The organism is Parasutterella sp. (genome assembly GCF_057870745.1).
Genome location: NZ_DBMALT010000001.1, coordinates 41,592 through 54,197 on the forward strand (window position 1 = coordinate 41,592; position 12,606 = coordinate 54,197).

The 12,606-nt window shown below is 50.1% G+C and carries 13 protein-coding genes and 2 tRNA genes; all 15 read right to left on the reverse strand.

Translation table 11 applies throughout. The features are described from left to right. Nucleotides 1–294: 294 nt before the first annotated feature. Complete coding sequence (locus tag ACZND6_RS00185) at nucleotides 295–444, reverse strand: hypothetical protein (RefSeq protein ID WP_008811632.1); 150 nt, start codon at nucleotides 442–444, stop codon at nucleotides 295–297. Nucleotides 445–807: 363 nt separating this feature from the next. Further along, the gene (locus ACZND6_RS00190) at nucleotides 808–1,140 is read right to left on the reverse strand and encodes a hypothetical protein (RefSeq protein WP_204848060.1); all 333 of its coding nucleotides are present in this window, start codon (nucleotides 1,138–1,140) and stop codon (nucleotides 808–810) included. A gap of 395 nt (nucleotides 1,141–1,535) precedes the next feature. Then, nucleotides 1,536–1,622, reverse strand: a tRNA-Leu gene (locus tag ACZND6_RS00195). Nucleotides 1,623–1,791: 169 nt separating this feature from the next. After that, nucleotides 1,792–1,860 (reverse strand) — tRNA-Arg (locus tag ACZND6_RS00200). A 64-nt stretch (nucleotides 1,861–1,924) separates the two neighbouring features. After that, a complete protein-coding gene (locus ACZND6_RS00205) occupies nucleotides 1,925–2,452 on the reverse strand; it encodes a phosphoribosyltransferase (protein WP_008811563.1) in 528 nt (175 codons plus the stop codon). Nucleotides 2,453–2,464: 12 nt separating this feature from the next. Then, the gene (locus ACZND6_RS00210) at nucleotides 2,465–3,757 is read right to left on the reverse strand and encodes an adenylosuccinate synthase (protein WP_008811562.1); all 1,293 of its coding nucleotides are present in this window, start codon (nucleotides 3,755–3,757) and stop codon (nucleotides 2,465–2,467) included. 17 nt (nucleotides 3,758–3,774) lie between these two features. Beyond that, nucleotides 3,775–4,941, reverse strand: coding sequence for an ATP phosphoribosyltransferase regulatory subunit (locus ACZND6_RS00215; protein WP_008811561.1), 1,167 nt, complete (start codon nucleotides 4,939–4,941; stop codon nucleotides 3,775–3,777). An 11-nt stretch (nucleotides 4,942–4,952) separates the two neighbouring features. Then, a complete protein-coding gene (locus ACZND6_RS00220; protein WP_008863887.1) occupies nucleotides 4,953–5,144 on the reverse strand; it encodes a DUF2065 domain-containing protein in 192 nt (63 codons plus the stop codon). A gap of 19 nt (nucleotides 5,145–5,163) precedes the next feature. Beyond that, nucleotides 5,164–6,057, reverse strand: coding sequence for a protease modulator HflC (hflC, locus tag ACZND6_RS00225; RefSeq protein ID WP_008811560.1), 894 nt, complete (start codon nucleotides 6,055–6,057; stop codon nucleotides 5,164–5,166). Between the two features lie 10 nt (nucleotides 6,058–6,067). Then, nucleotides 6,068–7,567 carry an FtsH protease activity modulator HflK gene (gene hflK / locus ACZND6_RS00230; RefSeq protein WP_008863886.1) on the reverse strand — a complete coding sequence of 500 codons (1,500 nt, stop codon included), beginning with the start codon at nucleotides 7,565–7,567 and terminating at the stop codon, nucleotides 6,068–6,070. Between the two features lie 175 nt (nucleotides 7,568–7,742). Next, nucleotides 7,743–8,906, reverse strand: a complete 1,164-nt coding sequence (gene hflX, locus ACZND6_RS00235) for a GTPase HflX (protein ID WP_300874345.1) — start codon at nucleotides 8,904–8,906, stop codon at nucleotides 7,743–7,745. Further along, nucleotides 8,906–9,157: an RNA chaperone Hfq gene (gene hfq / locus ACZND6_RS00240; RefSeq protein ID WP_008811557.1), complete on the reverse strand. Its 252-nt coding sequence runs from the start codon at nucleotides 9,155–9,157 to the stop codon at nucleotides 8,906–8,908. Before hfq ends, hflX begins: the two co-directional genes overlap by 1 nt. Before the next feature lie 319 nt (nucleotides 9,158–9,476). Beyond that, complete coding sequence (gene der / locus ACZND6_RS00245; protein WP_293737158.1) at nucleotides 9,477–10,808, reverse strand: ribosome biogenesis GTPase Der; 1,332 nt, start codon at nucleotides 10,806–10,808, stop codon at nucleotides 9,477–9,479. A 5-nt stretch (nucleotides 10,809–10,813) separates the two neighbouring features. After that, on the reverse strand, nucleotides 10,814–11,929 hold the full coding sequence (gene bamB / locus ACZND6_RS00250; RefSeq protein WP_293737157.1) for an outer membrane protein assembly factor BamB: 1,116 nt from the start codon (nucleotides 11,927–11,929) through the stop codon (nucleotides 10,814–10,816). A 3-nt stretch (nucleotides 11,930–11,932) separates the two neighbouring features. After that, on the reverse strand, nucleotides 11,933–12,568 hold the full coding sequence (locus ACZND6_RS00255) for a YfgM family protein (protein WP_300874342.1): 636 nt from the start codon (nucleotides 12,566–12,568) through the stop codon (nucleotides 11,933–11,935). Nucleotides 12,569–12,606: the final 38 nt, after the last annotated feature.

The following is a 12,606-nucleotide window of genomic DNA, read 5'->3' on the forward strand; positions in this document are numbered from 1 at the left end:
TTGAATCAAGACCGGCTGTATTGCCGCCTGAACTTGAAAAAGGATTCTAACGACAAAGCGTCGGCTTAAGAAATGTTTCTGCCGACTGCGCCTTTGGCACAAAAAGACGGCTCCTTTGCCTATTTTTATCTATGTGAAATCGGTTCGCCTAGAACGAGACGCAGGAAAATTCGGGTCTCGGTGCCGGTTTGGCTCAGCGTTTCTAACGTAGAAACAGCGTGATAAGTGATTTTTGCCTTGGAGACTTCTCAGTCTTCAAGGCTTTTTAGTATTTCAGATCAGAAAAAAGTACGATCAAGCAGGATTACTTTCGAAAAAGATTTGCTCAGACAAAGTTTTGGGGTAGTTGTAGGTATCCGCTTCATCCATACATCCTCTCAGCCAGCGGTAGTACGGTCCAAAAGCTCGGGACTCACGAGTACGAATTCTCAGTCTCGCTCCCATTTTTTCTCCCGAACCCAGTTATGAAGTACTTTGTCGAGCCAAACCGAAGAGCAGTTAGTGACCAGAACCTGATATTTTCTCGTCAAAGGAACCGGCATTCGAATCATCTTTCGGCCTTCTCTGTTAAAAACCTTGTGCCGAAGTTGAGCGCCCAAGCCGAAGTAAATGCCTTTAGCTTGTCTTCCTTACTCAATAGCGATAAACAGCAGACGCCCACTCGATCAGAGAGACTGGCAAGTTCAAACTGAACTTGCAGCAGTTCGTTGATTAGACTGTCTTGCTTGGCGAGTTCCGCCAAAATATTCCGCGGAACATAAGCGACTTCGGCATTTGTGATCGCTAAGTAGTGTCCGGCTCGGGCCGTCAGGAGAAGAAATTCAAGTTACCGGCCGCCAAATGACCAGGTGTGGAAAGCGCAATTGCAGGACTGTCTCCTTTTGTTGAGCCGATCGCACGAGCAGTCACGCCTCTAGTAGCGAGGACCACGTGGTCAACACGTTCACCCGGAGAAAATACTCTTTCTTCTTTCAGCGTTTTGGAAAGACCTAATCTCAAGAAAATCCTCACCAGCACCGGATGAAGGCGATGATGGATCCAAGGCATTACCGGAACTTTAGAAAAAATGGCTCCTGTCGAGTTCGCATTGTTTTTACCTTGAACAATCGATACGTACCAATTTTGAGTGAACCTTGCCATAAGCTCTTTCCAACTAACCTTAGTAACGTGAACCATGCAGAAGCTAGGCAATCATCGAAGGGATGATTAATTTTCACCCTAAGGAATTCCTACGATTCGTCAATAATGGAACGCGTTTTTACCGTAATTAACCCCAAATTAAGTTAAGGATTTGCGTAAAAAGGCTATTAACCTCTCCAAATACTCATGAATTATCGAGAACTAAAAGTCAAATCTGAAACCGTCTCTTTAGAAAGAACGGAAGCATCGAGCGCTTTAGGTCGCGCAAATAGAATTGAAAGTGAGAATTTAAACTAACCACGCAACCCGCTAATGAAATGAAGGCTCGGATAGTTCTAGGGATTTTTGGGACAAAGAAAAACCCCGCAAATCTACGAGGTCTTAAGAATTAGGTCTGGTGCCCGGGACTGGACTCGAACCAGCACGCCCGTGAAGGCGCTAGCACCTGAAGCTAGTGCGTCTACCAATTTCGCCACCCGGGCAACAGAGAAATGAAATTTTACCTATAAGATTCGATTTTTGCAAACACCTATATAGACTCTATTTGTAATAAATTATTTCAAATGAGCTTCGATTTCAATTTATCGGTCCCGGAGAATGCGAAGGGCAAAAAGAAAACCTCGCGAATCTGCGAGGTCTCAGGAATAAATCTGGTGCCCGGGAATGGATTCGAACCAGCACGCCCGCGAAGAGTGCGTCTACCAATTTCGCCACCCGGGCACAGTAAGCCGCAAAATTATTTATCCTCAAGGCAAACGGTTTTCAAGGCCCTGTCACACCATCATTATTCGGGTTTTCTTTTTCCCTCTACTTTGGCTACCAGCTGTCCGAGGCGCATTGTGTCGTACTCTTCGAACGGCTGGTGAATCCAAGGATTATCTCCGAGATATTCGACATAGTAGTCAGGTTCAACCTGAGAGCAACCTTTCCACCACAAAACAGCAGTGCGAACTTCGGTCACGCCCGGATAGTTGTTCTGAAGGTGCTCAACAACCTTCTTCAAAGTCAGTCCGGAATCGACCAAGTCGTCGACCAATAGCACTCTTCCTTTGAGAGAGTCAGGACGGCTGGAAGCAATGTACTTACCGATGTCCAAACTTCCCTGAATCGTGCCGGCAGCTTCTCTATAGGAGCTGGTCGACAAAATGTTCAGCGGCATATCGAAAATTCTAGAGAGGATGTCTCCGGGGCGAAGGCCGCCTCGAGCTAAGCAAAGCAAAGAATCAAACTTCCAGCCGCTGTCATAGACATTAAAAGCCAGAGTCTCAATAAGGCGGCGATATTCTTCCCAAGAAACGTGAAGATCTTTCATTCCTATTCCTAATTATTCAAACGGGTTATGAAGCAAAATTGTCTGAGCACGATCCGGGCCGGTAGAAACAACTGCGATCGGGCAGCCGGCAACTTCGGACAGACGAGTTAAATACTTCTGAGCGTTAACGGGCAAATCTTCCCACTTTGTAATACCAAAAGTCGGTTCTTTCCAGCCGGGGAAGTCTTCGTAAATGACTTTGCACTGAGCAACTTCTTCAGCGCCGACAGGCATGATGTCGATCCTTTCGCCCTTGTATTCGTAGCCGACGCCCAAACGAACGGTTTCAAAGCCATCCAAAACGTCGAGCTTCATCACAGCCAGACCGCTTAAGCCGTTCCATTCAACAGCGCGGCGAAGAGCAGCACCGTCGAACCAGCCGCAGCGGCGGGGACGACCGGTCACTGCACCGAATTCATTTCCTTTCTTAGCAATGGTCTTGCCGACTTCATCAAAGAGTTCGGTCGGGAAAGGACCTGAACCGACGCGTGTGCAGTAAGCCTTCGTGATACCAAGGATGTAATTGAGTTTCTGAGGGCCGACACCGGATCCGGGGCTGGCAAAGCCTGCAACGGTGTTGCTGGAAGTGACGAACGGATAAGTTCCGTGGTCGATGTCGAGCATGGTTCCCTGAGCTCCTTCGTACAGGAACTGTTCGCCTTCCTTCATCTTAGTGTTGAGAATGTGAGAAATGTCGCGAATCTTCGGAACAATTCTCGGAGCCATTGCCAGCGTATCTTCGATCATCTTTTCGACGTCGACAGGTTCGCTGTTGTAATAGTTCGCCAGCAGGAAGTTGATGAGCTTGCAGTTTTCACGAACTTTTTCTGCAAAGACTTTCGGTTCTGCCAAGTCTCTGACATGGACAGCGCGGCGAGCGATCTTGTCTTCGTAGGCCGGCCCGATGCCACGGCCGGTCGTACCGATTTTCTTATCGCCTAAGGCGTTTTCACGAGCGTGGTCGAGCGCGATGTGGTACGGGAGAACCAGCGGACACTGACCGGAGACAAAAATACGATCTTCGGCATCCATTCCGTGAGCCTTCAGGTCGTCGATTTCCTTCAGCATTGCTTCGGGGCTAACAACTGCACCGTTACCGATGTAGCACTTGACGTGAGGATGCATAACACCGGAGGGGATCAAACGAAGAACCGTTTTCTGGCCGTTGATCACGAGTGTGTGGCCTGCATTGTGGCCGCCGTTGAAACGGACAACGCCTTGTACACTTTCGGTGAGCCAGTCAACGATCTTGCCTTTGCCTTCGTCGCCCCACTGAGCGCCGACAACGACTACATTTTTACTCATTTCATCCTCTTAAAAAATTAACGGTTCGACGTACGGGCCGCTACCGTCCAAACACCATTGATACAAACTAATTCTTCATCCAAGCGGAAAGATTCTTCCAGCGAAGCAACATTGTCTTCAGGCAGTTTTTCAATCACGATGTCGCCGTTTTCGCGAAGTTCACGAATGCGGGACTGCAGGGCGGCATCGTCCAGCCTGTTGGGCGCCAAGATCGCATAAGGACGCTTTGTGTCCATCACGGCGATAATCTCGCGCAGGTATAACGTAAAACCGACCGCGGGACGTTTGCGTCCGAAACGCTCACCGATATCATCGTAACGACCGCCGCGCAGAATCGGCTGATAACGGCCGGGAATATTGACGCTGAAAGTCACGCCGGTGTGATAGTTGTAACCGGCAACGTCAGCGAAATCATAGCTGACGATATCTGCGCCGGATTCACGACCGAGTCTGCGGACGCTTTCCAGAATTTCCGGAATTTCCGGATAATCGGAAAATTCTTCGATAACTTGATTGAGAACGTCTTCCGAACCGAAGAGCATCGTCAGGCGAATTAAATCATCAACGGTTTTCTCTTTAAGAACACCTCTGAGCTCCTCAAGTGCAGAGCGGTCCTTATGACTCAAAGCAAAGAGAATTTGGTCCTGAACAACTTCACTTACAGGATCACTGTCCAGAATTGCCTTGACCACACCGGTGTGGCCTAAATCTAAGAAAATATTTTCAAGACCGAATTGACGCAGAGACTCAATTCCCAAACAGATCACTTCACGTTCGCTTTCCACACTGGAAGAGCCGAACATTTCAACACCGGCCAAGTACGGCTGGCGCGAAGCAAGAGGATGCAGAGGACGTGCATGGAGAACGCTTCCAACATAGCAGAGGCGGGATACACCCGAACGATTGAGAATGTGAGCATCGATTCGAGCAACCTGCGGCGTCATATCGGCGCGGATGCCCATCGTCTTTCCAGTTACCTGGTCGACGATTTTAAAAGTTCTGAGATCCAGATCTCCGCCCGTTCCTGTCAGAAGAGAGTCAACGTACTCCACCAGAGGAGGACGGACGACTTCAAAACCGTGGCTTGTCACCAGTTTTAGGAAAGAACTTCTAAGATGCTCTATGGCCCTCGCCTCTCGTGGAAGCATATCCGCGATATTTTCAGGTAGCAGCCATACTGACATAAAGATCCTTTCTAAAAAAGCAATGAACCGGCCCAAACGAGCACCAGCCCTAAGACTACACTTTCTAACCCGATATAACGGATTTTCTCGCTAGGAAATCGTGAGATAAATCTCACGGCGCGCTTCCATAAATCAGGAGCCAACATAGGTAAAAGGCCTTCAAGTACAAAGCAGAAACCCAGTACGTACAAGAAGGCCTTCATGATTTAGATCACAAAAAATTTATGGTTGTTTATTGGCTTGAGCTTCACCGCGGGAATTCTTGAGATAGTCGAAGAATTCGCTGCTCGGATCCACCACCATCATGTCCTGAGGTTTATTGAAGGACTGGCGATAAGCATCCAGTGAACGGTAGAACTTCGCAAACTCCGGATCTTTGCTAAATGCTTTGGCGTAAAGTTCGTTAGCTTGAGCGTCGCCGGAACCTTTAATGTTCTGAGCGTCACGATAAGCTTCGGCCAAAACAACGGTTCTTTGACGATCGGCGTCAGCCTTGATCTTTTCGGCTTCAGCAGCACCCTTGGAGCGTTCTTCGCTGGCAACGCGCTTACGTTCGGCTTCCATGCGGCGATAGACAGACTCAGAAATTTCCGGTGTGAAATCAACTCGCTTGAGTCGGACGTCAACAACTTCAATACCTAAGTCGGAAACGCGCTTCTGGAGCGCTTCAGAGATTTCTGCCATTGCGCGTGCTCTGTCGCTGGACGTGATGTCGTTTACCGTGCGGCGGTTTACAACCTGGTTGAGCACGTCACGAAGCAGCGCAGACATACGGTCGTCCGCAGCGCGCTCGCTGCCCTGGAAGGAAACCCAGTAGCGGCGCGGATCATTGATACGCCACTTGACATAGGAATCAATCATCAGGTTCTTCTTCTCGCTGGTTTGAACCAAGTCCGCTGCGGGCGTGTCGATTGTGAGAATACGTTTGTCCAAATAGACAACATTCTGAAGCGGTGACGGCAGTTTGACATGCAGACCCGGTGTAGAAACAACGCTCTTTAATTCACCGAGCATGAAGACTAAGGCGTACTCACGCTCGTTGACCGTGTAAAGGCAGGTTCTCGCGAGCAAGGCGCCAAAAAGAATAACAATAACTAAGGAAAGTAATTTTTTCATCTTTCTGTCCTTATCTCAAAGTGCGGGATAAAAGACGGGAAGTAGGCTGACTCGCGTCCGGTGTTAAAGGCGGCTGATCTCCGCCGGGCAGATTATGCGTCTGCTGGGCAGATGAAGCAGGAACGTTCGGCTGCACAGGTGCGGCCGCAGCTGCAGGCGCCGGTGCCGGAGCAGCTCGTTTAGCCAACTGATCCAACGGCAGGTACAACAGGTTATTGGAAGACTTATTGTCAACCATTACCTTGGTCGTGTTGTTGAAGATCTGCTGCATGGTGTCCACGTACATACGGTCGCGGGTCACCTTCGGAGCTTTCTCATACTGTGCGTAGACCTGATTGAAGCGGTTTGCGTCACCTTCGGCTTGAGAGACAACACGAGACTTGTAAGCTTCAGCCTCCTGACGAAGTCGTTCTGCCAGACCGCGGGCCTTAGGCACAACATCGTTGGCGTAAGCCTCTCCTTCATTAATCTGGCGTTCTCGGTCCTGACCGGCCTTAACGGCATCATTGAAAGCGGCCTGAACTTGTTCAGGCGGCTGAGCATTCTGAATGGCGACGGACAGAACCTGAATACCTGAGTGGTAGCGGTCCAGCATTTCCTGCATCAGCTTTTTAACTTCTTCTGCAATTTCCTGCTTGGACTCGAACAAAACGCTGTCCATCTTCTTGCGGCCGACCACTTCGCGCATGGCGGACTCGGCAGTCTGAACAACTGCACCCATCGGATCGCGGGTGCGGAACAAGAACTCTTCAGCGCCGTTGCCCTGCTTAATTCGATACTGAACATTGAACATCACGTCAACAATGTTCTCGTCGTCGGTCAGCATGAGCGCTTCTTTAAGACGCTGTGTACCGCCTCTCAAACCGATTTCAGCCTTACGGACGGAAGAAACGTCGACCAAAGCAACGTCCTGAATCGGATAAGGCAGGTGCCAGCGGAAACCGGCGTTGGTACTTTCGGTGTAGCGGCCGAAAGTCGTCACGACGCCGTTCTGACCTTCCGGAACAATGTAGAAACCGGAAGCGAGCCAAGCGGCCAAAGCGATAACAATGGCGGAAACAGCCATTCCGCCGGAGAATGAAGACGGAACTTTAAACTGCGGGAAAGAGTTTCCGCCGCCGTTTCCATTGCCGCCGCCATTGCCGAACGAATTCTGCTGATTTTTGAATTCGTGGTCTTTGCGCAACGGGGGTTCGTCGAAGTCGTAGTCTTCGTTTTTCTGATTTTGTGTCTGAGAAGAAGCTGACGGCTCTTCTTTCTGAGCATTGCGATTTTGATTGCCTTTGGTGCCCAACATCGAGTTCAGACGATCGTTGAACTGTTTCCAAAGCTCTTCTAAATCTCCGTCATTGTTGTTCTGAGCAAAGCGTCCAGGCATTTCGTTTTTGCTCGGTTCAGCTTTTCTCGGTTCTTCATCAGTCTCTTTGGGAGGCTCTTTGATTTCGTTTTCTTTCTGGGAGGAATCATCCTCCGAGCCTTTTCGGCCCCAACGGGGGTCATTAAGCGACATTGTCGAATATTTCCTTAAAAATCACAGGACATAGGGAACTTGTCCGAGTGAGTTAGACAAGAGAGCAGAGAATTTTAGCACTTGAAAAATAATAATATTTTTAAGATTAAAGACTTATTACATTTAACAAAGAGCTAATCGCGGCCGATCTTTTTCAAAGAAGGCCCCGAAGGAATTACCGCTCAAATTCAGCGAGCCAGTCCTCATTATCGGGAGCCTCTTGGGGCTCTTCCGGCTCTTTTTCTGCTATTTGACGAATGGCGTCTTTGAGAAGATCGATGCCCTCACCGTTTGCGGCGCTGATACCGACAGCTTTCGGCGTTCCGTCCTCGGCACAAGTGATAAACGGACTCCTGCCTTCCAGGTCGATCTTATTGAAAACCAGCAGCTGCGGAATATCTTTAGCGCCGATTTCTTCTAAGACTTTATTGACTTCCGTCATCTGTTCTTCTCTGGCCGGCGTCGAGGAGTCGACGACATGGAGCAGAAGGTCTGCCTGGGCCGCTTCGTCCAGTGTCGATTTAAAAGCCTCAATCAGCTGGTGCGGCAATCCGCGGATAAAGCCCACGGTGTCACTTAAGACGACTTCCACATCTCCGCCGACAAAGCATCTGCGGGCGGTCGTATCCAACGTTGCAAACAACTGGTCGGCCGCGTAAACACCGCCCCGAGTCAGACGATTAAAGAGCGTTGACTTACCAGCATTGGTATAGCCGACCAGTGCGACAGTCAGCACCTCGCCTCTTTGACGAGATTTGCGCTGAGTATTGCGTTGGCGCTCAAGTTTCTTAAGCTGTTCTCTTAACGCTTTGACGCGCGTCGCGATCATTCGACGGTCAAGTTCGATCTGCTTTTCACCAGGACCGCCGGTCTTGGACAAACCGCCTCTCTGGCGTTCCAAGTGCGTCCAGCCTCTGACCAAACGTGTCGACAAGTGAGTCAGTCGAGCAAGTTCGACCTGCAGGCGGCCTTCTCTGGTCTTTGCCCTTTGGCGGAAAATTTCCAGAATCAGATTGGTCCGATCAAGGACTTCAATTCCGACGGCTTTTTCGATATTGCGCTGCTGCGCGGGAGATAACGCGACGTCAAAAATAAGCGCCTTGGCCCCATTGGCAGTCGCTTCATCTTTGATTTCTTCAATTTTGCCGCTTCCGAGAAAAGTTTTGGGGTCCGGACGATCGCGTTTTGCTTCCGTCAGACCTGCAACTTGGAAGCCGCAGGATGTCGCTAATTCTGATAATTCAAGTGCCGCGTCTCGATGAATTTCGCGGCCCACAATGACAGAGACGAGCCACACCTTTCCGGGTGTCTCGTCTCCCTTTTGATATTGATAATCCACTATACGGTTTCTGCTTCTTCAGTTCCCTGCTGTTCATTGCCCAGCGGTACGGCGCGTGCCGGAACAACAGTGCTAATAGCGTGTTTATAAACCATCTGAGTTACGGTGTTGCGAAGCAGAACGACATACTGGTCGAAAGATTCGATCTGGCCCTGCAGTTTGATACCGTTCACCAAGTAGATGGAAACAGGAATACGTCCCTTACGAAGACTGTTTAAGAATGGGTCTTGTAACAATTGCCCTTTTGTCATTGTTTTTCTCCAAACGGAAAATTCCGCTCATAAATTCTGAATAAATTCTAGCTGCGGCACGCCGAAATTGTTCTTTGTATTAATCATATTGGGCGCACATTTAATTCTTCTGCACTTCTATGATCGAAGGACTCTTGTTGGCCGACATCCCCCGTTAGGGTCTGCAATCCCGCAGCAGATTCGCTTACTACAGTAACTATTTTAGCTGTAAATGCCTTCCGGAAAGATCATTGTTAATGCTTATTTAAGGCGCACAAAGAATATGCCCTTAAACATATCTCCTTATGACAAATCCCGCGCTGCGGCGGGATTTTTTGAATTAGGCCTTTTGGGCGTACGGGTTCTTGTTGGTTCTAAATTCAATCCTGAGAGGCGTACCCTCGAGTTTGAATTTATCTCTGAACCATCCTTCCAGATATCGACGGTAGCTTTCCGGAACATCCTGAAGCGCGTTGCCGTGGACCACAATGACAGGAGGATTCTGTCCCCCCTGGTGAGCGTATCTCATCTTCGGACGTCCTCCGCCCGCTCTCGGAGGCAGCTGACGCGTGGTCGCTTCGATCAGAGCGCGAGTCAGTTTCGGAGTCGAAAGCTTCATGAAGGCAGCGGTATGAGCATCATTGACAGCATTCAGCAAGTGATGCAGACCACGTTTTTCAAGCGCGGAGATATAAACGATCTTCGCCCAGCGTAAGAAGTGAAGCTTACGTTCAAGCTCCTCCTTCACGCGGCGTCTTTCGTAATCGTCCAGGCTGTCCCATTTGTTGACACCGACCACCAAAGCGCGTCCGCTTTCCAGAATGTAACCGGCGATGTTGGCATCCTGCTCGGCAATTCCTGCATGCGCATCCAGCAGAAGTACAACCACGTTGGAGCTTTCAATGGCCTGAAGCGTCTTAATAACGGAGAACTTTTCGATTGCCTCAAACACTTTGCCTTTGCGGCGCAGACCAGCGGTATCGATCAAAGTGTAATCGCGATCCTTATATTGGAACTCGACCTCGATGGCGTCGCGCGTGGTTCCGGGCATGTCAAAAGCGATCAGGCGATCTTCGCCGATCAGCGCATTGATCAGCGTGCTCTTGCCTGCGTTCGGACGGCCGGCGATCGCAACTTTAATCTTGTGTTTGAAATCCTCTTCCTCATCGATTTCCTTTTCGGTCGGGAAGGGTTCAAGAACCAGATCCATCAAGGCTTTAACACCTTCGCCGTGTGCTGCGGAAATGGTGTAAGGCTCGCCTAAAGCCAATTCATAGAATTCGGCTCTAGCTGTTTCCGTTAAACCTTCGGCCTTATTGACGACGAGGTAGGTTTTCTTTCCGGATTCGCGCAGATTCTGAGCAATTCTCTGATCCTGCGGCGTTAAACCGGCGCGGCCGTCAACAAGGAACAAGACGGCATCGGATTCGGTAATGGCCAATTGCGCCTGTCCGGTCATCTCTTTGACGATGCCTTCGGTGCGGATCGGCTCAAAACCGCCCGTATCGATGACTAAGTAAGGTTTATCGCCGATACGACCGTCGCCGTAATGACGATCTCGGGTAAGTCCCGGGAAGTCCGCCACTAAAGCGTCTCTAGAACGCGTCAGGCGATTAAACAAGGTCGATTTTCCGACATTCGGACGACCAACAAGCGCAATGACTGGAACCATAATTCTTATCTATTCGACAAATAAGCGACTTCGCCTTTACTGGTTTGGAAAATAGCGCCTGCACTGAAAGGCTGTGCCTGCGTTACGATCGGACCGCTCAAACGAACGCGCGCCATTTCTTCACCGGTTCTCGGTGAAAGGAAATGAACGTAACCGTCTTCGTCACCGACAGCCACAGCGCCCGGGAAAACAACCGGTGCGGAAACTCCGCGGTACAGCATGGTCTTATTAGACCAGCGCTGCTCACCGCTTTCGCGGTAGAACGCCTGAACTTCTCCGTTGACGCTGACGGCATAAACGTTGTCTTCGTCAATAGCAGGACCGGCAACAGCGTCAATCTTCTGCGTCCATTTTGTCTGTCCATTAGTGCTGTCAACACAGGTTACTGCGCCTTGGAAGGCGGCGGCGCAAACTAAGTTTTCGCTAAAGGCCGGGGCGCCGACAACGTCAACCAGACGCTCGACTTCCGTGACCCCCTTAGCTTGGGCAACCTGGAATTCGAACACCGGTTTACCGGAGGCGATATCCAGAATCACGATATGGCCATTCGGCTGTCCGACTAACAAAAAGTTATCATGAGCCAGCATTCTTGTGGGTAAACGGACCGTCAAAGCGGGCTGACTCTTCTGATATGTCCACTGCAGTTCGCCGGAGGAAGCTTCAAATGCGGACACACGGGTGTCCATGGTGCGGGCAATGACCAGACCGTGAGAAACAACGGGAGGAGAAGCCAATTCCGTTGTCAGTTTCTTTTCCCAGCTGACCTTTCCTCCGGCATCCACAACTTCCAGATTGCCGTCCCAAAGACCGACAGCTGTGACGTAGCCGTCAGAGCCGACACCGCCGGTAATGGGGCTGTCAAAAGAAACGGACCATTCGGTTTCACCTGTTCTGGCATTTAAACGCGTCAAGGTCTTGCCGCCGGCGGCAAACACCATATCGTCATATACCGCGGGAACTAAGAAGCCCTCAGCAGACGAAAGTCCTTTCGACCAAACTTCGGTCACCTCCAGGCTCGGTGTGAAACTTACCAGCGGCATGGGTTCATGTTTAGGACTGGAACAAGCCGAAAGCAGAACTGCTGCAGCAACGGCGGCCGCAATCTTGAGTTTTGTACTCATGAATTATTCCTTGGGTAAAGAATTTAATTTGATTTCGATGACACCGACCAACGGATTGGTCATAGGAGCATGGCGCAAGGCGTCTTCCCAGCTTTTGCGAGCGGCAGCGGCATCGCCTTTGGCAAGATAAAGGTCGCCCATACGGTCATAAACCGGAACTTCTTCGCCCTTGGCGTCTTTAACAGCGTTGAGAACTGCCAAGCCCTGATCGTACTTACCTTCATCGAGATAAACACCGGCCAAACGGACAGAAGCAAGCGGTTTGAGTTCAGGATACTTATCAGACTCTACGATCCACTTGAGCGCTTTTTCAACTTCTGCATATTTACCGGCGGTTTCAGCGTTATGCGCGGCAAGCAGAGCACCCATCCCGGCATAAGTCGTCGATGCGTAGCTTTCATGCAGACGACCGGCGATCGCCTGTACGCGAGCCTCATCCTTCATATTGCTTGCCTGAATCATCTGAGCATACAGAACACCGGCGTCTGTGGATTCTTTCATCTGATACCAGCGCCAGCCTTGAAAACCGGCAGCACACAAGCAGGCGACCGTCACAACGGTCAAAATTAGGTTGCCCCATTTCTCCCACCAAGCCTTAATCTCGGCAAGGGACTCTTGTTCTTCTAAGTCATAGGCCATGTAAAGTATCTCCCGGTCTATTTAAAGGTTCTAATTTC

What these genes read in the sequence shown, in the direction of transcription:
- ACZND6_RS00215 (WP_008811561.1), bottom strand. Translation starts at nt 4,941, where the DNA reads ATGTCAGTATGGCTGCTACCTGAAAATATCGCGGATATGCTTCCACGA.
- ACZND6_RS00220 (WP_008863887.1), bottom strand. Translation starts at nt 5,144, where the DNA reads ATGAAGGCCTTCTTGTACGTACTGGGTTTCTGCTTTGTACTTGAAGGC.
- ACZND6_RS00185 (WP_008811632.1), bottom strand. Translation starts at nt 444, where the DNA reads ATGGGAGCGAGACTGAGAATTCGTACTCGTGAGTCCCGAGCTTTTGGA.
- ACZND6_RS00255 (WP_300874342.1), bottom strand. Translation starts at nt 12,568, where the DNA reads ATGGCCTATGACTTAGAAGAACAAGAGTCCCTTGCCGAGATTAAGGCT.
- ACZND6_RS00190 (WP_204848060.1), bottom strand. Translation starts at nt 1,140, where the DNA reads ATGGCAAGGTTCACTCAAAATTGGTACGTATCGATTGTTCAAGGTAAA.
- ACZND6_RS00205 (WP_008811563.1), bottom strand. Translation starts at nt 2,452, where the DNA reads ATGAAAGATCTTCACGTTTCTTGGGAAGAATATCGCCGCCTTATTGAG.
- hflK (WP_008863886.1), bottom strand. Translation starts at nt 7,567, where the DNA reads ATGTCGCTTAATGACCCCCGTTGGGGCCGAAAAGGCTCGGAGGATGAT.
- hfq (WP_008811557.1), bottom strand. Translation starts at nt 9,157, where the DNA reads ATGACAAAAGGGCAATTGTTACAAGACCCATTCTTAAACAGTCTTCGT.
- ACZND6_RS00210 (WP_008811562.1), bottom strand. Translation starts at nt 3,757, where the DNA reads ATGAGTAAAAATGTAGTCGTTGTCGGCGCTCAGTGGGGCGACGAAGGC.
- bamB (WP_293737157.1), bottom strand. Translation starts at nt 11,929, where the DNA reads ATGAGTACAAAACTCAAGATTGCGGCCGCCGTTGCTGCAGCAGTTCTG.
- der (WP_293737158.1), bottom strand. Translation starts at nt 10,808, where the DNA reads ATGGTTCCAGTCATTGCGCTTGTTGGTCGTCCGAATGTCGGAAAATCG.
- hflC (WP_008811560.1), bottom strand. Translation starts at nt 6,057, where the DNA reads ATGAAAAAATTACTTTCCTTAGTTATTGTTATTCTTTTTGGCGCCTTG.